Raw genomic sequence first — 21,699 nt, forward strand, 5'->3', positions numbered from 1 at the left:
TTTTAGGTGGGCGAGAGGATCTGGCCGTGCATAGAAACGGCCAGTGCCTTTTCTTATCACATGTAAGCTTGAAAACAAAAAGAAATCAGCATGGCCGGATGTAAATGTCACGAATATGGATATATATTATTTCGGTGGAATTATACACTTTTTTAAATTACAAAACTAATTACAATAATTTAAAAAATATTATTATTGTCAAAAATGTTGTAAAATTTCGGACAAGAGCATGAGAGGGCCTTTAAGGAGGGAATCAAAAAAATTTGAAGTATCAAAATTGAACATGTTGATGTAATGAATCTAGAAATAAAAAAATATAAATCCTCATTAAAACTAGGACATGGCTGAGCTTGTTGCCTATGATTAATCTCACATAGAGAGAAATCGTTTATGCCGTATTTTAAAATTGGATTTATATAATATGAACAAATCAATGGTTTAATTGAAAACATTATGAACCAGGCATTTATGCTCAGCACGAGATGGTAATACGGTACAATTTCAATTTATATGATTTGATAGAAATGATAATAAAACATAATTTAGCTAATTAGTATATTATCATTGCTTACGAGATATGTCAATATTTAGATTATAAGATTTAGTGGTTAGTTTATAAAAATCGATTAGAAATATATATAGAAATCAAGTTTCTAAGTTTATAAAAACAAAAAAAAGACAAAATACTAGCAGCTATCAAATCATTCTGATTGTACATTTGTACCAAAAGCCATCTTAATATTATTCGTTAGGAGGCGGATAAAGAGTATGGTGTGTGACGTTAGGCAGAAATCGAGTTCACTCTCGAAGGATTGTCTGGACTAACGATTGTTAGTAATAACTGAAACTGTGAGACCACGGTGAGATACCTAAACAAATCTTACGACTAGATGGCTGTTAATACTCCCCCATGCGTAATTGGTAACGACTGCGTGTGAAGCGGGGTAAAGTCGCATCGAGTAGCCCTAACAGGTGAGGCTGAGGAAAGGTTAAACATACTGCGAAAGTGATGCGGACAGGGAACTATATATGGTTAGAATTTGAGCACTCAATGACGAACTGCTGAATGTACGTCTCGTAAATCCGTTCCTAGAAATGGGCGTTATTACCTCCAAAACAAATATCATACAGTTTGTGATGGATAAAGCTAATGGGTTGCTTTAACTTCTGATTGAAGTGGTAATCGGGACAAAGGCAGGACCTACGTATAGTTATATACCTAGCAGTTTTGGAACGTCAGAAGTCTCTAACGATGTAGTAATAACTTGGGGAACGGCACGGCTAAGCTGTGAAAGAGTTATGAATAGGGATGGCAGCAGGGGTGTAGTACCGATGAAACTCTGATAATAAGGAGTGGAGGAAAGGCCCCGAGTCTAAATAAACAAGTGAGTCATAATCCCCTTACATAAAGATAGCGATAACTACGCTTACGAAACGAACTTGTTGATTAGATGGAACGCCGTGTGCGGTGAAAGTCGCACGCACGGTGTGGGGTGGGGGAAAAGCTGGAGATGGCTTCAAAGGTTTACCTATTACCATTATTTGAAAAAAGTAACTTCTATTTTTTCGATTATCATGATCTTTATGTTTACGATAGGCCAGAGTTTGTTGCCTATAATAGCAAAAGCGCAAGAATTAAGTACAAGTGGGTTTGTTGATAGTTTTACGATTGATAAAACGACACTAAATACCGGAGAACGTACAGGAATAAAAGTTAACTTTAGTGATAAATCTGGAAATAAAATGAAGGCTGGAGATACACTAACATTAGCGTTACCTCCAGAGTTAAAAGGATTCACGAAAACGATTCCGTTGAACGATGAACAAGGTCAGAATTTTGGTACTTGTCAAGTAACTCCAACTAATGTGGTATGTACATTTAGTGATACAGTTGAAAAACTTTTAAATATTAGAGGGAATTTTTATTTTGAAGTTAAAGCAACTGATAATGTAGGAGCAAATGAAAGGTTAACCATTGAAACAAATCTAGGTACACAATTACAAAAACAACCAGTAACGATTATCGGTCCAACGGGTTCAGGAACATCGACATTTGACTCCAAAACGGGTTCAATCGCTCCAGAAAACACCGATGAGGTACGTTGGGTTTTGAGTGTGAATGGAACAAAACAAAATTTAGATAGTGATATTGTTTTGGTAGATACTCTGCAAGAGGGTCAAACACTTAATAAAGATAGTCTCCGTATTGGTGGATTTGCTGCTCCTATGACGGTGCAAGCATTTGAAGATCAAGGTTATGGTAAGGTTACCTTTATTGGCGATAACTCTTTTAAAGCCGTGATTAATAAAGATAAAGCGAGTGGACTTACTTTTACCTTTGAATATAAGGCTGATATAACACAAAGTGGAAAGACTCAAAAAGATTTCGTTAACAAGTATACAGTGGATTACAAGATTATGAATGAAAATCCGGTATCTAAATCAGGTAGTGCTTCTACAGCTAATATAAATTCAGGTGGTGGTGCGCAAGGTGATTTACCACCTAAAGGAACGTTAAGGATTGTGAAGCACGTTGCTGGAGATGAAAACAAGTTTATTCAGGGTGCTGAATTTAAGTTGTATAAAGAGTCAGGTGAACAAATAGGCGGTACGTATACAACGGATGCGCAAGGTAGAGCTGAGGTTCCTAATTTAGATCCAGGAAATTACTATGTGCAGGAGATCACAGCTCCAAACTATTTGGATTTCGATCCACAAGCAAAAGTAACCTTTACAATTGATGCAAATGCTGCAGATGGCGTAAAGCTGATGGTTCCAAATAAGGTGAAAACGACATCTGTTTCGGGAACGAAGACTTGGAAAGATAACAATGCATCAGATCGACCAACAACAATCCAAGTAGACTTACTACAAAGTGGAAATGTAATCCAAACACAAGACGTAACAGCAGCAAACAATTGGAACTATACGTTTGCAAATATACCAGCATTTGATAACGACGGTAATGCATACACGTACACAGTAAAAGAACATCAGGTAGCAGGATACAAATCAGAAGTAACTGGTTATAACATTACGAATACAAAAGTAGGACAAACAAAAGTAGAAGGAACAAAAACGTGGAAAGACAACAATGCGACAGATCGTCCTTCAATAATCAAAGTCAACTTACTACAAAACGGTCAAGTAGTTGATACAAAAGATGTAACAGCGGCAAACAATTGGAAGTACACGTTTGACAATCTACAAGCGTACGATGCAAATGGAGTAGCCTACACGTATACAGTGCAGGAGGAACCGGTAACAGGATACAAATCAGAAGTAACTGGTTATAACATTACGAATACAAAAATAGGACAAACAAAAGTAGAAGGAACAAAAACGTGGAAAGACAACAATGCGACAGATCGTCCTTCAACAATCAAAGTCAACTTACTACAAAACGGTCAAGTAGTTGATACAAAAGATGTAACAGCGGCAAACAATTGGAAGTACACGTTTGATAATCTACAAGCGTACGATGCAAATGGAGTAGCCTACACGTATACAGTGCAGGAGGAACCGGTAACAGGATACAAATCGCAAGTAAACGGTTATGACATTACGAATACAAAAGTAGGACAAACAAAAGTAGAAGGAACAAAAACGTGGAAGGATAACAATGCATCAGATCGACCAACAACAATCCAAGTAGATCTATTGCAAAATGGGAATGTGATCCAAACACAAGACGTAACAGCGACAAACAATTGGAATTACACATTTACAGACTTAGCGCAATATGATGGAAATGGTGTTCCTTATGCGTACACAGTAAAAGAACATCAGGTAGCGGGATACCAAACGGAAGTAACTGGCTATAACATTACAAACATAAAAGTAGCGAAATTGACAGTAGAAGGAACGAAGACGTGGAAGGACAACAACGCAATAGATCGTCCGGCAACAATCAAGGTAGACTTATACCAAAATGGTACGTTCCTACTTACGCAATATGTAACGGCAGCAAACGGCTGGAATTACACATTTGATAAACTACAAGCGTACGATGCAAATGGAGTAGCATACAAGTATGAAGTGAAAGAAGAACCAGTAGCAGGATACGAGTCTAAAGTAAACGGTTATGACATCACAAATACAAAAGTAGGAAAAGTAAACTTAGAAGGAACAAAAACTTGGAAGGATAACAACGCAACAGATCGTCCGGCAACAATTAAAGTCGATTTACTACAAAACGGCCAAGTAGTTGATACGAAAGACGTAACGGCGACAAACAATTGGAAGTACACGTTTGATAATCTACAAGCGTACGATTCGAATGGAGTAGCATACAAGTATGAAGTGAAAGAACAACCGGTGGCAGGATATCAATCAGAAGTAAACGGTTATGACATCACGAATACAAAAGTAGGACAAACAAAAGTAGAAGGAACAAAGACATGGAACGATGATAATGCACCAAATCGTCCAAGCACAATTAAAGTAGACTTACTGCAAAACGATAAAGTAGTAGATACAAAAGAAGTAAGCACAGCAACAAACTGGAAGTACACGTTTGACAACCTACAAGCGTATGATACGAACGGAGTAGCATACAAGTATGAAGTGAAAGAAGAACCAGTAGCAGGATACGAGTCTAAAGTAAACGGTTATGACATCACAAATACAAAAGTAGGAAAAGTAAACTTAGAAGGAACAAAAACTTGGAAGGATAACAACGCAACAGATCGTCCAAGTACAATCAAAGTTGATCTAGTACAAAACGGCCAAGTAGTTGATACGAAAGACGTAACGGCGACAAACAATTGGAAGTACACGTTTGATAATCTACAAGCGTACGATTCGAATGGAGTAGCGTACAAGTATGAAGTGAAAGAACAACCAGTACCGGGTTATCAATCCGAAGTAAACGGTTATGACATCACAAATACAAAAGTAGGAAAGACAACAGTAGAAGGAACGAAAACGTGGAAAGATAACAACGCAACAGATCGTCCGGCAACGATCAAAGTAGACCTTCTACAGAATGGTCAAGTAGTTGATACAAAAGACGTAACGGCAGCAAACGGCTGGAAGTACACGTTTGATAATCTACAAGCGTACGATGCAAACGGAGTAGCGTACAAGTATGAAGTGAAAGAACAACCAGTACCAGGGTATCAATCTGAAGTGAAAGGTTATGACATCACAAATACAAAAGTAGGAAAGACAACAGTAGAAGGAACGAAAACGTGGAAAGATAACAACGCAACAGATCGTCCAGCGACGATCAAAGTGGATCTTCTACAAAATGGTCAAGTAGTTGATACGAAAGACGTAACAGTAGCAAACAATTGGAAGTACACGTTTGATAATCTACAAGCGTATGATGCAAATGGAGTAGCATATAAGTATGAAGTAAAAGAACAAACAGTAGATGGATATCAATCAGAAGTAAATGGTTATGATATTACGAATACAAAGATTAAGGAATGGACAGATAAAGTAGATAATCCTAAAACAGATTCGGGTACAAGTGTAAACACAGGTACAGGTACAAGCACAAATATCGAGAATCCAAAAGTACCGTCCACTAAAGATAACAATAAGACGACAGTATTACTTCCTAAAACAGGAGGAACACCAGCAGAGATGATTTCAATGCTTGGTGGCATGGTATTGTTCGTTTTAGGTGGAATCTTATTCCTTCGTCAAAGAGTAAAATAATTAGATTATCTGTAACCCGAGTAGTAGACAAATTAAAAGTTACTATTCGGGTTTTTTATTAAGAGGAGATGTTATGGGTTCATGCAAGTAAAATAGCATCCGTCTACAATCATTTATGAAGTAAGTAGTTTATGGTGAGAATCTCATTAAGATAGTATGGCTTGTAATTTGTAATTTTTTCGTGTGGATTGAAAGCCTATTATGTGTCTAATGAAAATTTTGAATATTGACATTTTTATATGTATATATGAATATATAAGGAATAGGGGTGAATAGGAGGTGTTATTGATAGTAATCTTTCGGATAGCTGTATGATTTTTTTAATTACAAAATCTATCTTTATTGTCGGAAGAGTTTTAAAATTACAAACAAGAGCATAAGAAGTATTTTTATGGGAGAGGCAAAAGTTTTGATGAAAAAATGCATGCTATGAAACTTTGACATACTGATTCTATTCATTTGAAATTAGTGTGAGTAATAGTATGCAAATGGAAATGTTATGAACCGCACATTTATCCTGCCACTTTTTTGTCAGTAAAACATTCACCCCCAAGATTCTGAAAAAAGAAAGAAGGTAGGAGATAACTACCAGCAAGAGTCTGAATGGTAAGCCTCTACTGAGAAGTTTTATTTTATGCTTACAAAGAGATGGTATATACGGTACAAATTAATTTTGTATGATTTCGTGTAAATAATGGAAGAAACTAGTTTTCCATTGTTTATATTATCATCGTATGCTAGATATATCAATATAATCCTAAAGTACATAAGTGAGTTTGGTTGCACATTAGAAAAACTAATAATTGGTAGTGAAAGTATGAAACGTATGTGAAGTGAAGTTTCTATCTAAGAATGTAGTTTATTGAAACGGTAGGAGCTAGGTACTTGCTGCATTAAAATCACTTAACCAATATATACCAATAAAAGTGGAATAGGGTTAATATCGTAGCATATTGTACCAGTATCCATCTAAAGATCATTGATAGGAGGATGCCATAGGGTATGAATTTTAAAAGAGTAACATCAATTTTCTTCATTGTAATGATTTTTATGTTTACTATAGGGAAAGGTTTTATGCCTATCATCGCAAACGCCGAGGAGTTAAATACAACTGGGTTTGTAGATAGTTTTATGTTTGACAAAAAGGATCTAATTTACGGGGAACGATCGGGACTAAGAGTTGACTTCAGTGATAAGTCTGGAAATAAAATGAAGACTGGAGACACACTGACATTAACACTCCCTTCTGAACTAGCGGGATATGGTAAAACGATCGACTTAAAGAATGATACGGGTGTTAGCTTTGGTACTTGCCAAGTATCGACGACGAATGTGGTATGTACATTTAATGATATGGTTGAGAAACTTCAAAATATTAGAGGTTATTTGTATTTTGAATTTAAAGCAACTAGTAATGTAGGAGAGAATCAAACGATACCAGTTGATACAAATTTAGGTACAAGTTTAGCTGATCAAAGGGTAACAATTAAAGGGCCAACTGGGGGGACGGGTACAACGACATTTACTTACAAAACAGGTGACATTTATCCAGATAACCCAAATGAAATAAAATGGCAGTTGAATGTAAACACGACTGGTTCGCAAGAGTTAAGTTCTGATGTTGTTTTGACTGATACTTTACGATCGGGTCAAACACTTAAGCAGGAAGGCTTTACTATAATAGTTGGAAATGAGAGTTTAACACCTCAACAATTTATGGATAAAGGCTATGGAACGATTACGTTTAACGGTAACTCTTTCGACATTAGAGGCTATAAGAATTATGTAAGTAAGAAGTATTTCGGTATGCATTATAGCTCGATTATAACTGAAAGCGGAATGAATGAAGAATATTTGTATAATGATTATAAAATTAGTTACCAAATTCTAAATGAGCCACCGGTAACTGTTTCAAAGGATGCATGGGCTAAAAATATAAACGCTGGTGGCGGTGCGCAAGGTGATTTACCACCTAAAGGTACGCTAAGGATTGTGAAGCATATTGACGGAAATGAAACGAAATTTATCCCAAATGTTACCTTTAAGTTGTTTAAAGAGTCAGGAGAGCAAATTGGCGATACTTATACAACAGGTGCAAAGGGCATTGTTGAAATGTCTAATTTAGATCCAGGAAATTATTATGTAACAGAGATTAAAGCACCAGACTATGTGGATTTTGATCCTCAGAAAAAGATAAACTTTACAGTTGAGGCAAGCGCTCAAAAAGGTGTAAAGTTAATGATTCCGAATAAGGTGAAAACGGCATCTGTTAGCGGAACAAAAACATGGAAAGACAATGACGCCACAGATCGTCCAAGTACGATTAAAGTAGAGTTAATACGTGGGGGTCAAGTAGTTCAAACGCAAGATGTAACGGCCGCAAATGGTTGGAACTATTCATTTACAAATATCCCTGCGTATGATGATGACGGTAACCCATATACGTATGAGGTGAGGGAACAAGCAGTAGCAGGATACAAATCAGAAGTAAACGGTTATGACATTACGAATACAAAAGTTGGTCAAACGAAAGTAGAAGGAACGAAGACGTGGAAAGACGATAACGCGAAAGATCGTCCAAGCAAAATCAAAGTCGACTTACTACAAAACGGTCAAGTAGTTGACACGCAGGACGTAACAGGAGCAAACAATTGGAAGTACACGTTTGATAATCTACAAGCGTACGATGCAGACGGCAAAGCATATAAGTACGAAGTAAAAGAACAATTAGTAGCAGGATACAAATCAGAAGTAAACGGTTATGACATTACGAATACAAAAGTCGGTCAAACGAAAGTAGAAGGAACGAAGACGTGGAAAGACGATAATGCGAAAGGTCGCCCAAGCAAAATCAAAGTCGACTTACTACAAAACGGTCAAGTAGTTGACACGCAGGACGTAACAGGAGCAAACAATTGGAAGTACACGTTTGATAATCTACAAGCGTACGATGCAGACGGCAAAGCGTATAAGTACGAAGTAAAAGAACAAGCAGTAGCAGGATACAAATCAGAAGTAAACGGTTATGACATTACGAATACAAAGATTAAGGAAACGACAGATACAGGCACAGATGCAGGTACAAGCACAGATGCAGGTACAGGCACAGATGCAGGTACAAGCACAGATGCAGGTACAAGCACAGATGCAGGTACAAGCACAGATGCAGGTACGAGCACAGATGCAGGTACAAGTACAGATGCGGGTACAAGCACAAACAAAAATGTTAAGAATCCAGAAGCACCATTTATTAAAGAAGGTAATCAGACGAAAGGGTTACTTCCTAAAACAGGAGGAACACCAGCATGGATGATTTCAGTAGCTGAAGGTATGATGTTGTTTGTTTTAGGTGGAATGCTATTGTTCCGTCAAAGAGTTAAGTAATTAATTTATTATGCTAAAACCCGAGTAGTAGACAAGTTAAAAGTCGCTACTCGGGTTTTTTATTATTTAGAACGTGTCTTTTTAAAACAAATAATCATTTCTGCATATAGTTATAGTGAGAACGGAGGGATAAAAGTGACGAGAATTGCGTATACAGAAAGTGATGTCGACTTATTAGCTCGTCTCATGCGTGCAGAAGCAGAAGGAGAAGGGCAGCAAGGGATGATGGCAGTAGGAACAGTTGGTGTGAATCGTGTTATGTGTGATTGTCTAGACTTTAAACAAATTACAAATATTACGCAAATGGTGTATCAGCAGCCAGGTGGGTTTGAAGCAACGACGAAAGGGTATTTTTATCAAAGAGCAAGAGAGAGTGACAAAGAAATGGCAAGAAAATGTTTGAATTATGCTCGTATATGGCCAGGTGTATATTCTCTTTGGTTCTTCCGGCCAGTTGGCAGTTGTCCTCCTACGTGGTGGGATCAACCTCATGCAGGACAATACAAAAATCATTGTTTTTACGAACCAACTGGAGACGAATGCCCGAAAGTATATAGCGGAAAGTAACGATAAATATATTGGCGATTTGGCACAGAATAAAGACCTTTCGACGATAATTGAAATACAAAAAAGCCACCTTTTTTCAAAACGGGTGGCTTTCTTTTTTATTTTGGAGCCTCTATAACAATCATTATGGCCCTGCCTCTTGCTAGTTATTAGGATATTTTTCCTTAAGAAATGCATACTAAACAATAATATAAAACGCACGTAGAAAGTGGGGGAGTTCATGGTTAAATTTCTGAAACGGTTAAAAAGCAGGGGCAATCCTAAGTCGTTTTCAAAACGCGACGATCGTGATTTTCAGGATGAAGATATAGAGGACCCCCTCTTAGATACGGATTTATCTAAAAACATAGGTGAGCTTCAGGAACTCTTTCGTCAAGCGCCTGATTTAGTAATTCGGCGGTTTTCAATGTCAGGAGATGGATTAGAAGCAGCTTTAGTGTATTTGTCTGGACTAACAGATAAGCTATCGATTCAAAAATATGTTTTAACTCCATTGATGGATAGTGTTTATGATGCGAATACGGAACTTCCAATTTCACTAGGACATGTTGAAATGATTAATACGTGGGGCCGGATTGAAAATGCTATTTTGGGAGGAGATAGTGTTTTATTCATTCATGGACAAAGGGCGGCGCATCAATTAGATACGAAAGGGTGGCCGCAAAGAAATATTGAAGATACGCATATTGAAATATCTCTAAAAGGTGCACATCAAGCATTTGTAGAAACGGGAATACAAAATGTCGCCATGATTCGAAGATATATCCCTCAGCGCGAATTAATGGTTAAAGAAATAATAATTGGTATGCGGAGTAAAACGAGAATTTCTATTTTATATTTGAAAGATGTAGCTTCAGAAGAAGTGCTGAAAGAATTAGAAACACGTATTCAAAGAATTACAGTCGATGCTGTTGAGAGTACCGGTGAACTTATCGAATTTATTGAGGATAATCCGTATTCACCATTTCCACAATTTATGTTAACTGAAAGACCCGATGTAGCTGTATCTCATATTCTCCAAGGAAGATTTGTAGCTGTAGTGGATCGTTCTCCCAACGTATTAATTGCTCCAACAAATTTCATCTCCTTTTTTCAAGGAGTCGATGATTACGGGACACGTTGGCTAGTCGCTTCGTTTATTCGGCTACTTCGTTTTATTGCTTTTATGATTGCTTTATTTTTGCCTGCGAGTTACGTTGCGTTTATTTCCTTTAATTTTGAAGTTATTCCTGTAGAACTTTTTTTATCTATTGCCGAATCAAGAACGCGTGTCCCTTTTTCTCCAGTTATGGAAGCCCTGCTTATGGAAATGACTTTGGAAATGATGAGGGAAGGAGCCCTGCGGCTACCTACTCCGATTGGTCAAACAGTTGGAATTGTAGGCGGGATTATTATTGGACAAGCTGCTGTTCAAGCGGGAATTGTCAGCAACATTATGATCATTGTTGTTGCTGTTACGGCCATCGCTTCGTTTATTATTCCTAATTATGATATGGGAGCGGCGATCAGGCTGTTACGCTTTCCTATGATGTTGTCAGCTGCTTTATTTGGAGTTGTCGGAATTGTTATTGGGTGGATGACATTAGTTGCGCATCTCATCAGCCTTGAATCACTCGGAACTCCTTATGGTACTCCATTAGCACCGTTTCGCTTTGCAGATATGAAGGATGCCTTCGTTCGCCTTCCTTTATGGACAATGAAAAATCGTCCTAAAGGTACGGATGCTATCCAATCTGTTCGACAAGGAAAAAATCATAACAAAAGGTGAAACTATGAAAAAGTATGCCTATAATGACATCACACTTCTGCAGTATATTTTCTTAATTAATGGAATGCAGGTGGCAACTGGAATTTTATCTCTCCCGCGAGTGCTAGCTGAAAAAGCTGGAACAGATGGATGGATTGCTATATTGATCGGCTGGGCCTTCTCCACAATATCCGGTATTTTTATCGTGAAAACATCTGCAAGATATCCAGAGGACACGCTTTATGACATTCTGATACGATTGTTTGGAAAAATATTTGGAAAAGCGCTAGCTGTCATTTACATGATCTATTTTGCTTGTTATTCTTGCATCATTCTTGTGAACGCTTTGCTTTATCTTAAGGGGTGGCTTCTTCCGAAAACGCCTGACTATATTATTATTTTTTTGTTTTCCATTCCTACATTTCTTGTTGTACGCAACGGCCCGCGTATATTAGGACGATATTGCGAACTCACTTTTTATATGATGATTTGGCTCCCAGTGTTTTTTTTGATACCGCTAAAAGAAGGCGGGAGTTGGCTGCCGTTCTTTCCAATCTTAAAAGAAGGATGGAAACCGGTATTAGCAGCTGTACCGACTACAATTTTTACTTTTTTAGGGTTTGATATCGCATTCTTTTTATATCCTTTTTTACAAAAGAAACAGTATGCAGTCCATGGATTCGTTATTGCAAATACTTTGACGATGTTATTTTATTTATTTACTACTCTTGTTTGCTTCGCCTACTTTAGTCCTGACAGCATTACAGAATTTAATCAGCCCGTACTAAATTTATTGAAAGTAATTGAATTTCGGTTTTTAGAACGCTTTGACATGGTTTTATTAGCTGTTTACTTAATTGTTGTCTCCACAGCTTGGATGACTTGTATATACTGCGCTGTATTTTGTTCTAGTCAATTACTGGGGAAACAAGATCATAGTTCTCACGTTGTTGTTTTACTGATACTCATTATTGGTTTTATATTTTGGACTCACCCTAGTTGGAATCAATCCGAAACTTGGCAGCAGGCAATATCGAATGCTGGATTAGGATTGACGTATATATCACCTATTATTTTATGGCTCTATAGCTGGATATATGAGAAGTATCGCCAGGGGGGGATACATTGAAAAGAAAGGTAGTATGCTGTATTTTGTTATCGGTGTTTATGATGACTGGCTGCTTTGATCAAACAAATGTTGAAGATGTTTCCTTGACTCTTATACTTGGTATAGATTTAGATCAAAATGATAATTTATTGGTGTACATGTCAAGTCCTGTTTTTAATAAAGAAGCAAAGATAAAAGAAGAAAATACTGGTGTGAAATCTTTCACGGTTCGAAATTCTAGGGATAAATTTGACGCCACAGTTATGGCGCTAACCTCGGGAAGTAAGACGCAGGTTTTTTTAGTTGGAAAACGGTTAATGAAACAAAAAAATTGGGAAAAGTATCTCGATCCATTTTACCGGGATCCCAAAAACACAGTCACTACAAGAGTCATTGCTGTAGATGGGCCTGTTTCGGACGTCATCTATTATACCCCAAAAGATAAGCCGCGACTTCCATTATATTTAACAAAACTAGTTGACACCGCCTATTTAAGAAATGTAGCGGTAAAGACATCTCTTCAAAAATTGCATGAACAAATGATAGATAAAGGGATAACAGCAAGTATTCCGGAGATGAAAAAAAAGAAGAAATTATGGCTGACAGGCACAGCGTTATTGGATGAAAAAGGAAGATATAAATTAACGTTAAAATCTGATGAAAACAAATTGTTACGCATTTTGCAGCACGAAACAAAAGGTGAGTTTCCATTTACAATTCCAATTAAGTTAAATTCGGATAACAAGGATAAAGATTGGATAAGTTTTAGTTCTCAAAGCATTAAAGTAAAGACAAAGGTAAAGTATGATAATCATTTTATATTTAATATAGATGTAAAGATGAAAGTCAGTATTACAGAACGCCTTTTTGCATTTAATACAAGAAAGAACGCAGCAAAATTACAAAAAGCGATTGAAACGAAGATGGAAGCTGATTTCAAGCAATTAATAAAGAAAATACAAGCCGCAGAAATTGATCCGATTGGCCTTGGAATATATGCGAGAACTTACACGTACCCAGAGTGGAAAAAAGTTCAAAATGAATGGGATAAGGCATTGGCGAAGGGAGATGTGAATGTTAACGTCAGTATAGAAATTGGTGGGATGGGAACGATTAAGTAACAAGAGTTTAGCTGGGAGACAAAAAATATAATTTGCTTTTTCTTACATTTAAATAAAAAATGCTATTTTCCCTCCCCGGGAGAATAGCATTTTTCTTTATGAATTTTAAATACTTTTGAATAAATTCTTTCGGAGAACAAGTGAATATCGTGTCCTTCATAATAATCTTCTTATTTTTTCTTGTTAGATTGATAGTGAGGAGTTTCTATTTTTAACTTTCGGAAAAGCATTGACTACGAAGGAAGACTTAGAATTTGGTAAAAGGAAAAAATAGACGATATATATTTGTTTGTTGGATCCGTAGTAAATGATATAGAAAAATATTGATGCTATAATGTGAGGGTAAAATTATGACTTGGGAGGGAGCGATTGTGAAATGATGCCTGAAGTTGTAGTCAGAAGATTCTTTGAAGAAATACGAACAGGGCGTAATCTACATCTAGTAACGGAGTTCATGGCAGAAAAAGTGTTGGCTCATCAAGTTCAAGCTGAAGGTGAAGTAACAGTTGAAAGAGCTCCTATGGATTATGCGGATCATGTACAAGAGATGTTGGATGCTTATGGAACGTTTACTTTAGAAATTCAAGAGTTGTTCTCTCAGCAAGATCGTGTATATGTTCGCTGGAAACAAACAGGTACTCATATTGGCGAGGTTGATGGATTTCAACCAACCAGTCTTCCTATCATTCAATTAGCGAGCGCTGTGTATCGTGTGGAAGATGGGCGAATTGTAGAGTATTGGATTCAAATTGATCGCGCTGGTATTACAACGCAGTTAGAAAGAAATCAAAAACAAGTGCAGTCAAAATAGAGATACATATTTAGAGAAGTCCGATTCGAAAGGACTTCTCTAATATGAATTAAAGTGGTAATACCTCTTCTAGATGTGTATTCAGTTCAAATACAAATCTATCAATATCTGGATTTTTGATTACATCATAGCAAGCGAAGCTCTTTAACGGTTTCATACCAATAAAATCTTGTGTACGGTGTAAGTGACTGAGTGCTTCTTCTAAGCTCTTTCCTCCAAAGAATTGTGCTGGATTGTTAAATGCTTGTTCAGGAGCATTCCATGTAGTTGAAAACATATAATGCTTGTCAGTTAATAAGCCGCCTCTTCCATATTGCTCAGATCCTTTGAAAAATAATCCGTAAGCATACACTTCATCCATATATGTTTTTAGTAATCCTGGTACATTGAACCAATAGATAGGCGTTTGAAAGATGACGATATCAGCCCATAAAAACTTACGCTGTTCTTCCTCGATACTGTATCCGTTTTGAACGATCGTTGTTTGGACATTGTGATTTGCACTTAATACATTCACCATGTTGTCTGTCAAAGTTTTATTTAGTGTTCCTTCTGCTGATCTGTAGGTTTGATGGCCGTTTATAATAAGTATATTTTTCATTGTAGTTTTCCCCTTTATTTTATAATGTGTTTCAATTAATTTTCCGGTACAACGCCGAGTTGTTGCATAAGTGTTAGATTATCTTCTAAGTGCCAATCTTCAACGATTTTTCCATCTTTCACTCGTAAAATATCGATGGCAAAGAAGTGAACAGCTTTGCCAGTTGGCTGCTTCTCTCCAAAATTACCTTTATGTGTTCCAGTGAATGATAAACGAGCTGTTACTTTATCCCCAGTTACTATTAAATCCTCGATGTTACACTGTAAGTCGGGAACAGCTTTACGGAAATTGCTTGATGCAAATGTTAAGCCTTTTGGCCCTTGAGGACGTCCTTTCGGCAGCGTGTTATCAAAAAAATTGTCTGTAACAGTTTGCGGGATTAGAGCGTCATTGCCAGTATTCCAAAATGCATAAAAGCGCTGCGCAGCCTGAACCATCTCCGTAGCTTTTTGTTTATCCAATGAAGGATCGATTGTCATCGATTTAGGTTGAGGAAAATCCTTCAACAGTTGAATATCTTTCTTGGCTGGTGCAGAAGTTTTGTATTCTGATGTTTGCGTATGACACGCTGCTATCAAAATCATGATTCCGAAGATGCTTATGACACTAGCTATGTTTTTCATACTCATTTTTATAACCTCCTTATTTTGTAAATAGATTCAGTTGTTAATGATATTGTATGTATAGTTAGTTTATTTTGGGAAGTAGTGATATTTATTTCATATAGTTACCGTAAAGATATAATTGTGATAACATAAGGGAAATGAATCGAAAAAATTTTAGGAGTGTGGTTCAATGAGTAACATGGAGCCAATCAAATTAACAAAGGGAACACCAGGGCAGATTTGTCCCATTGCGAAAACACTTGATGTAATCGGGACAAAGTGGACGTTTTTAATTATTCGAGACCTTCTTATTGAAGGAACGATGCGGTTTAGTGACTTGCAAAAATCAATGGACGGAATTAGCCCAAAAACGCTCTCGCTTCGTCTGAAGGAACTGGAAGCGCAAGGAATTGTGGAAAGAACGGTATATCCAGAAGTTCCACCGCGTGTTGAATACACATTAACAGAGAAGGGGAAACGTTTAGAACATATTTTCATTGAATTAAAGCGGTTCGGATTAATGTTATAGAAGAAATCTTTATTCATGTTGTGAAAGGGAATATGTGTGAAAAAATATAATAATATAAAAAGGGATGCTTTTTAATTAGCATCCTTTTTCGCATTGAACCATCATGTTATTTGGCGAAAAGAAGAATTTTTTAATAACAGGAGGAAAAAATGAAAAAGATTTTACTCGTGTTAGGAATTGTAATACTAGGATTGGCAGGATGGGTTTTTTACCGACATTCTTATGATATGAAGCAAGAAGAAGTAACGATTCAAACGAAAAAAACTACTTTACATGGCTCCCTCGCCTTACCTAAAGAAAAAGAAAAGCCGGGATTAATTATTTTTGTTCATGGTGATGGACCTGTAAGTGCGACGTATGATGATGGTTATTTACCTTTATGGGAGGAATTAGCGAAAAGGGGATATGCTTCTCTAGCGTGGGATAAGCCTGGTATTGGAAAATCAAGTGGAGATTGGCTAGATCAATCGATGGAAGATCGCGCAAATGAAGTAATCGAAGTGATTGAATGGGCAAAGAAAAACCTTGATATTGATTCTAAAAAATAGGTGTATGGGGGGCGAGTCAAGGTGGATGGGTTGTCCCAAAAGTAGCAAATGCTAGTAATGATGTTTCATTTAGTATTTTAGTATCACCTCCAATTAATTGGATCGAGCAAGGAAAGTACTATACGGAAAAAAGTATGACTAGTGCAGGTGCAACGAAAGAAGAAATCAATCAACGAATGAAAACCAATGAAAAAGTTCTCGAATTACTTTTGAAAAATAGTAATTATGAAGAATACCAAAACGTAACGAATAATAAAGGCGATATCTCAAAAGAAAGATGGAATTTTATTAAAAAGAATGTAAATAGCAATGCAACAAAGGATCTCTCTGAAACAAAAAATCCTGTTAAGTTAATTGTTGGTGGTCGTGATGAAAATGTAGATGTTAAAAACACAATGGAAGTCTACAAAAAAGAAATACGGAAAGAGTTGCTATCGATATCTTATTTACCAGAAGCAAATCATTCCATGTTGAAACCGCAATATGTAAATTCAGAATTTGGTGTGTTGGTGAAATCTATTTTTGATCCAAGAGGGTTATTTGACGATGAATATGTAAAATCGGTTAGTGAGTTTGTTGATAAAATGAAGAGATGATGTGAATGAAGGAATTTTTTTAGAAGTACACCCTTATTCAAAAAGAAACTTTCTATAATGTAACTAGGTGAATTAAATATCACTACTTCAAAAAAGAAAGTTATAGAATTACAATAACCTCAGTAAAGCAAAACAAGAAAAACTGGGGGAAATGAACATGTTAAATAACAAGAAAATTGTCATTATCGGTGGTAGTTCTGGAATTGGTTTAGAAACAGCGAGACTAGCAATCATGCAAGGTGCTGAGCTCATCATTGCTAGTCGTTCGGAAGAAAAACTGCAAAGAGCAAAGGAGCAGTTAGGAGGAAACGTAACAATTCATGTGCTTGATACGACACAAGAACAACAAGTACAATCCTTTTTTAAACAAGCAGGTACAATTGATCATTTAGTTGTTACAGCAGCAGAAACATCTGGAGGCTCTTTTATCGATACAGATACAGCCGCGGCACGTCAGTTATTTGAAAATAAATTTTGGGGACAATTTTATGCAGCGAAATATGGTGCCCAAAACATTGTTGATAATGGTTCCATCACTTTATTTTCCGGAGTTGTCGCTTATAAATCTATGATTGGATCGGCAACACTTGGTGCAGTCAATGCGGCTGTTTCTAACCTTGGTCAAACGTTAGCGCTAGAACTAGCACCAATTCGTGTAAATGTTGTCTCACCAGGAATTATTGATACACCGTCACGCAGCAAAATGGCAGAAGAAGCGCGTAATAAATTTTATACTGACTTAGGGAACAAACTTCCAACGGGGCGAGTAGGTAAGGCGGAAGATGTTGCACAAGCTGTACTATATGCTATGCAGAACGGATTTGTTACAGGAACAGTTCTGCATGTTGAAGGTGGGCATACTTTAATCTAATAGAATGAAAGACGCTATTCTTTTTGAAAGAATAGCGTTCTTCATGTTTCTATATAAAATTTAGAGGATAAAAAACCTTCACCTTCCGCCATTTCTCCTCCCACTTCTTTTTCTGTACACGTTCTACATAAATATTTGCATATTCTTTCATTTCCTCATAATAAGGAGTCGGCCTTAGTTCTAAGTTAATGACGTCTTGCACGCCCCAAGGAGCAGCAAGTACAATTTCATCCTGTTCATTTAATTTCAAGCCTAGTGCGGTTGCTGTTTCTGGAAATTTTGATATAGCATCTACTGAAGAAGAAAAGGGTGGCATGTTGCTAATGATGTGCATTCTTGCTTCGTTTTTTACAGACCAAGGTACATTTGGAAACATATTCAGTAGTTGTTGTTCGTATTTCTTTTCTGCGGATTCATCAATATTTTCAGCATCAAAATAAACAACATCAACATCTGGAAGGGGTGTTCTTTCTTCAAATCCGTGCAGAGTGTCCCATATTTTTGAACGGACAAATCCAGCGCATACCCACCAATCGGGTAACTGTAATTGTTTAGCAGTTTGTAATATATCCATCATCCATGTATCTTCTTTTACTAATCGGATAATGTCTTGTTCGTTTGTTAGCTTCATCATATTTCTCCTTTTATATGTTGTAAGAGCTGCTTCTATTGGATAATTTATTATTTTTCTGAATTATATGATAACATAAAAGAAAAGGGGGATACAGAAAATGGAATATTTAAAAATTGGTGATATACAAGTAACCTGGCTGCGAGGAGGAAATACACATTTAGACGGCGGTGCAATGTTTGGCGTTGTACCGAAAGCGCTTTGGTCACGCAAATATAGTCATAATGATAAAAACCAAATTTATCTACGAACAGATCCATTGCTGCTGCAAACGAAAGATGGAAATATGCTTATCGATTCAGGGATGGGCAACAACAAAATGAATGAGAAGATGAAGCGAAATCAAGGAGTAACAGAAGAGTCATCTGTTGAGCAATCGCTTGCTCAGCTCGGATTAAAAGCGGAAGATATTCAGTATGTATTAATGACGCATCTTCATTTTGATCATGCCTCTGGTTTAACGAAATGGGAAGGTGAAAAGCTGGTTCCGGCGTTTCCCAATGCAAAAATATATGTATCACAAACAGAATGGGATGAAATGAGAAATCCGAATATCCGCTCATGCAATACATATTGGAAAGAAAATTGGGAGCCAATTGTGCATCAAGTCCAAACATTTACAGAAGAAGTACGCATTACAGATGAAATCCGAATGGTTCATACAGGCGGTCATAGTGATGGACATGCCGTTGTTGTTGCGCAAAGTAAAGATGAAACATTCCTTCATTTAGCAGATTTACTACCAACGCATGCGCACCAAAATGTACTGTGGGTTATGGCGTATGATGATTATCCGATGACGTCTATTGAAAATAAACAAAAGTGGATGAAGTACGGTATAGAGCAGAATGCGTGGTTTACATTCTATCATGATGCCTATTACTGTGCGGTGAAGTGGGATGAAGAGGGGCATATGGTAGAAAAGTTAGAACGAAAAGAAATAGAAGTGACGAGCGAAGTGTAACGAAGGGTTGTCTTATTTGATGTAATAAATCACGATGCGAGGAGATTCAAAATGAAGGGGTTTTTCATTGAGAAATGTATAGAATTTTGCATTTGCATTGTCGTTATTATGGTTATTAGTTATGTGCCATTTGTTTTTTTAGGGAACAATCCTCTTAGTTTTACTACGTTTTTACAACAGATATTTACCCATGGAGATGCTGGAAATCCTATGGCTATGCGCCAAGTTGCGTTTTGGGATATAATTTGGGAACCGTATATGTATTCAGGTATTATTCTATTAGCATCTACATGTTTAACGGTGTTAATTGCTACGTGTCTATCTTTTGGTTATGTACTGTCATCTTTGAAAGTGAAAAAAGCAATTGAGCGATGTTTAGTGCTGATCGAATCTATTCCTGATTTGTTATTAATTTTTATGCTGCAAATATTTTTTGTTTGGGTATATAAACAAACGGGAATCAATTTCGTAAATATTTACGCGTTCGGCAGTAAACAAGCTTATTTCTTACCGATTGTGACAATGAGTCTTGTGCCTGCTCTTCACTTCTTTCGGATTATGGTTTTGTTTTTATTGGATGAACAGAATAAGCCATATGTAGAATTTGCCCGTGCAAAGGGGTTAAGTAGAAAATATATTTTATTTGTTCATTTGTTTCGAAATGTAATTTATCATTTATTTAATCATTTACAATCTACTTTTCTAGTTATGATTTCAAGTCTACTGCTAGTGGAGGCTGCTTTCAATATTAATGGATACATGTCATTTATTTTAAAGCCATTTGTTTTAAATCCTGTAACGATAGCACAATGGATCCTTTTATTATTTATTCCATTTTACATTGTGTTTACGATTGCTCATTTTCAAGTGAAGCGTACGACAGGAGGACTTGCAAATGAAAAATAGCATGTTCCATTCTAAACGTTTTTGGATTGGCCTTTCTTTTTTCGGCGGACTTGTGTTAGCTAGTTTTTTATTCACATGGTACGGAAAAGATTTGTATTCTCAGACGCAGGTGTTAATCAAAGATGCTGACGGTAATGTTTCACAAAGTGCACCGTTTAATCCTTTGGTGATACCTCCTTTCGGATCGGATCGAAGTGGGTATAACTTATTCTTTAAACTTATTATTGGCGCAAAGTTTACGATTTTATTTGTGTTTGGAATTTGTTTTATTCAACTATTAGTAGGAACTTTATTGGGGAGTTTATTAGCATATACACCAAATTCATTACAAAAGTTTATTGAAAAAGTATGTAAGGTGTATTTCTATGTTCCGACAGTTGTTTTAGTTAATTTGTTCATGATGCCGCTAATGATCCAAAGTGAGCAGACCGGTTTTCAGGAATCTATTGTTATTAAGCAATTTCTCATTCTTTGCATCGTCACATTGCCAAATCTCATTCTTTACATTAGCCAAGAGATTAATCTTTTTATGAAAAAAGAATATATTACAAGCGCCATTGTGCTTGGTGCTCGAAAATTTTATTTGTTTCGAAAGCATATTTGGCTCTCTTTGAAAAAGATTCTTGTGATTTTGTTCCTGCAACAGGCTGTTCAATTATTTACGCTACTCATACATATGGGCTTTTTAAAAGTATTAATTGGTGGAAGAAAAATGGTAAAGGATCCTTCCGGAGGTCCACCTACTGCGTTTTCCCTTACAAATGAGTGGTCGGGGTTAATCGGATTGAACAAAAATGAATTATTAACAGCACCGTGGATTATATTGGCGCCGTTAGTAGCTTTTACAATATCGATTTTTGTTTTAAATCTTATGGTTCAAGGAATAAAGGAACGACTCGATACAAGGTTTATGCCTATTCCAAAGAAAAAACAAGATTCAGCAGTTGAAGAAAAGAAAACAGTGATGCCTGTGGATAAATTTCGATTTGCGAATACGAAGCCATTGTACAAAGGAAAAGATAGTTCGTATGAATAAAAGTATC

General features: G+C 36.6%; 17 protein-coding genes. 14 read left to right on the plus strand and 3 right to left on the minus strand.

Annotated features, from left to right (window positions below):
* Positions 1-1,575: 1,575 nt before the first annotated feature.
* The 7 genes from AB1280_RS22230 (at position 1,576) to AB1280_RS22260 (ending at position 14,405) form a co-directional block, all read left to right on the plus strand.
* On the plus strand, positions 1,576-5,667 hold the full coding sequence (locus tag AB1280_RS22230) for a Cna B-type domain-containing protein (RefSeq protein WP_429757392.1): 4,092 nt from the start codon (positions 1,576-1,578) through the stop codon (positions 5,665-5,667).
* A 1,002-nt stretch (positions 5,668-6,669) separates the two neighbouring features.
* On the plus strand, positions 6,670-9,051 hold the full coding sequence (locus AB1280_RS22235) for a Cna B-type domain-containing protein (protein ID WP_429757039.1): 2,382 nt from the start codon (positions 6,670-6,672) through the stop codon (positions 9,049-9,051).
* A gap of 186 nt (positions 9,052-9,237) precedes the next feature.
* Positions 9,238-9,618 (plus strand): cell wall hydrolase, encoded by a 381-nt coding sequence (locus AB1280_RS22240; RefSeq protein WP_429757393.1) that lies wholly within the window; start codon positions 9,238-9,240, stop codon positions 9,616-9,618.
* 220 nt (positions 9,619-9,838) lie between these two features.
* Positions 9,839-11,386 carry a spore germination protein gene (locus AB1280_RS22245; protein WP_429757040.1) on the plus strand — a complete coding sequence of 516 codons (1,548 nt, stop codon included), beginning with the start codon at positions 9,839-9,841 and terminating at the stop codon, positions 11,384-11,386.
* Between the two features lie 4 nt (positions 11,387-11,390).
* Positions 11,391-12,494, plus strand: coding sequence for a GerAB/ArcD/ProY family transporter (locus AB1280_RS22250; protein WP_429757041.1), 1,104 nt, complete (start codon positions 11,391-11,393; stop codon positions 12,492-12,494).
* A complete protein-coding gene (locus AB1280_RS22255) occupies positions 12,491-13,594 on the plus strand; it encodes a Ger(x)C family spore germination protein (protein ID WP_429757042.1) in 1,104 nt (367 codons plus the stop codon). Before AB1280_RS22250 ends, AB1280_RS22255 begins: the two co-directional genes overlap by 4 nt.
* Positions 13,595-13,970: 376 nt before the next feature.
* Positions 13,971-14,405, plus strand: coding sequence for an ester cyclase (locus tag AB1280_RS22260; RefSeq protein ID WP_429757043.1), 435 nt, complete (start codon positions 13,971-13,973; stop codon positions 14,403-14,405).
* A gap of 49 nt (positions 14,406-14,454) precedes the next feature.
* Here AB1280_RS22260 and AB1280_RS22265 read toward each other — a convergent pair whose 3' ends face one another.
* Entirely contained in the window at positions 14,455-15,006 is a 552-nt protein-coding gene (locus tag AB1280_RS22265; RefSeq protein ID WP_429757044.1) for an NAD(P)H-dependent oxidoreductase, read from the minus strand.
* A 35-nt stretch (positions 15,007-15,041) separates the two neighbouring features.
* Positions 15,042-15,590 carry an ester cyclase gene (locus tag AB1280_RS22270; protein ID WP_429757394.1) on the minus strand — a complete coding sequence of 183 codons (549 nt, stop codon included), beginning with the start codon at positions 15,588-15,590 and terminating at the stop codon, positions 15,042-15,044.
* Positions 15,591-15,801: 211 nt separating this feature from the next.
* Here AB1280_RS22270 and AB1280_RS22275 point away from each other — a divergent pair, with 211 nt between their 5' ends.
* The 4 genes from AB1280_RS22275 (at position 15,802) to AB1280_RS22290 (ending at position 18,155) form a co-directional block, all read left to right on the plus strand.
* Positions 15,802-16,140: a winged helix-turn-helix transcriptional regulator gene (locus AB1280_RS22275; RefSeq protein ID WP_272188486.1), complete on the plus strand. Its 339-nt coding sequence runs from the start codon at positions 15,802-15,804 to the stop codon at positions 16,138-16,140.
* Between the two features lie 149 nt (positions 16,141-16,289).
* Positions 16,290-16,688 carry an alpha/beta hydrolase family protein gene (locus tag AB1280_RS22280; protein WP_429757045.1) on the plus strand — a complete coding sequence of 133 codons (399 nt, stop codon included), beginning with the start codon at positions 16,290-16,292 and terminating at the stop codon, positions 16,686-16,688.
* On the plus strand, positions 16,685-17,284 hold the full coding sequence (locus AB1280_RS22285; RefSeq protein ID WP_429757395.1) for a prolyl oligopeptidase family serine peptidase: 600 nt from the start codon (positions 16,685-16,687) through the stop codon (positions 17,282-17,284). The genes AB1280_RS22280 and AB1280_RS22285 overlap by 4 nt, the downstream gene beginning before the upstream one ends.
* Positions 17,285-17,441: 157 nt before the next feature.
* Positions 17,442-18,155, plus strand: a complete 714-nt coding sequence (locus AB1280_RS22290) for an SDR family oxidoreductase (RefSeq protein ID WP_429757046.1) — start codon at positions 17,442-17,444, stop codon at positions 18,153-18,155.
* A gap of 49 nt (positions 18,156-18,204) precedes the next feature.
* Here the strand turns inward: AB1280_RS22290 and AB1280_RS22295 are convergent, their stop codons facing one another.
* Complete coding sequence (locus tag AB1280_RS22295; RefSeq protein ID WP_429757047.1) at positions 18,205-18,786, minus strand: nucleotidyltransferase family protein; 582 nt, start codon at positions 18,784-18,786, stop codon at positions 18,205-18,207.
* Positions 18,787-18,886: 100 nt separating this feature from the next.
* Here AB1280_RS22295 and AB1280_RS22300 point away from each other — a divergent pair, with 100 nt between their 5' ends.
* From AB1280_RS22300 to AB1280_RS22310, 3 genes are read left to right on the plus strand one after another with little or no spacing between them, the layout of a single operon-like run.
* Entirely contained in the window at positions 18,887-19,750 is an 864-nt protein-coding gene (locus tag AB1280_RS22300) for a YtnP family quorum-quenching lactonase (protein ID WP_429757048.1), read from the plus strand.
* Positions 19,751-19,801: 51 nt separating this feature from the next.
* A complete protein-coding gene (locus AB1280_RS22305; RefSeq protein WP_429757049.1) occupies positions 19,802-20,656 on the plus strand; it encodes an ABC transporter permease subunit in 855 nt (284 codons plus the stop codon).
* Positions 20,646-21,692 (plus strand): ABC transporter permease subunit, encoded by a 1,047-nt coding sequence (locus tag AB1280_RS22310; protein WP_429757050.1) that lies wholly within the window; start codon positions 20,646-20,648, stop codon positions 21,690-21,692. Before AB1280_RS22305 ends, AB1280_RS22310 begins: the two co-directional genes overlap by 11 nt.
* The last annotated feature ends 7 nt before the right edge of the window (positions 21,693-21,699 follow it).

It is taken from the genome of Bacillus sp. S10(2024) (genome assembly GCF_050473865.1).
Classification (GTDB): Bacteria; Bacillota; Bacilli; order Bacillales; family Bacillaceae_G; genus Bacillus_A.

What these genes read in the sequence shown, in the direction of transcription:
- AB1280_RS22290 (WP_429757046.1), top strand. Translation starts at nt 17,442, where the DNA reads ATGTTAAATAACAAGAAAATTGTCATTATCGGTGGTAGTTCTGGAATT.
- AB1280_RS22295 (WP_429757047.1), bottom strand. Translation starts at nt 18,786, where the DNA reads ATGAAGCTAACAAACGAACAAGACATTATCCGATTAGTAAAAGAAGAT.
- AB1280_RS22305 (WP_429757049.1), top strand. Translation starts at nt 19,802, where the DNA reads ATGAAGGGGTTTTTCATTGAGAAATGTATAGAATTTTGCATTTGCATT.
- AB1280_RS22270 (WP_429757394.1), bottom strand. Translation starts at nt 15,590, where the DNA reads ATGATTTTGATAGCAGCGTGTCATACGCAAACATCAGAATACAAAACT.
- AB1280_RS22265 (WP_429757044.1), bottom strand. Translation starts at nt 15,006, where the DNA reads ATGAAAAATATACTTATTATAAACGGCCATCAAACCTACAGATCAGCA.
- AB1280_RS22280 (WP_429757045.1), top strand. Translation starts at nt 16,290, where the DNA reads ATGAAAAAGATTTTACTCGTGTTAGGAATTGTAATACTAGGATTGGCA.
- AB1280_RS22250 (WP_429757041.1), top strand. Translation starts at nt 11,391, where the DNA reads ATGAAAAAGTATGCCTATAATGACATCACACTTCTGCAGTATATTTTC.
- AB1280_RS22260 (WP_429757043.1), top strand. Translation starts at nt 13,971, where the DNA reads ATGATGCCTGAAGTTGTAGTCAGAAGATTCTTTGAAGAAATACGAACA.
- AB1280_RS22275 (WP_272188486.1), top strand. Translation starts at nt 15,802, where the DNA reads ATGAGTAACATGGAGCCAATCAAATTAACAAAGGGAACACCAGGGCAG.
- AB1280_RS22235 (WP_429757039.1), top strand. Translation starts at nt 6,670, where the DNA reads ATGAATTTTAAAAGAGTAACATCAATTTTCTTCATTGTAATGATTTTT.
- AB1280_RS22240 (WP_429757393.1), top strand. Translation starts at nt 9,238, where the DNA reads ATGCGTGCAGAAGCAGAAGGAGAAGGGCAGCAAGGGATGATGGCAGTA.
- AB1280_RS22245 (WP_429757040.1), top strand. Translation starts at nt 9,839, where the DNA reads ATGGTTAAATTTCTGAAACGGTTAAAAAGCAGGGGCAATCCTAAGTCG.
- AB1280_RS22310 (WP_429757050.1), top strand. Translation starts at nt 20,646, where the DNA reads ATGAAAAATAGCATGTTCCATTCTAAACGTTTTTGGATTGGCCTTTCT.
- AB1280_RS22300 (WP_429757048.1), top strand. Translation starts at nt 18,887, where the DNA reads ATGGAATATTTAAAAATTGGTGATATACAAGTAACCTGGCTGCGAGGA.
- AB1280_RS22230 (WP_429757392.1), top strand. Translation starts at nt 1,576, where the DNA reads ATGATCTTTATGTTTACGATAGGCCAGAGTTTGTTGCCTATAATAGCA.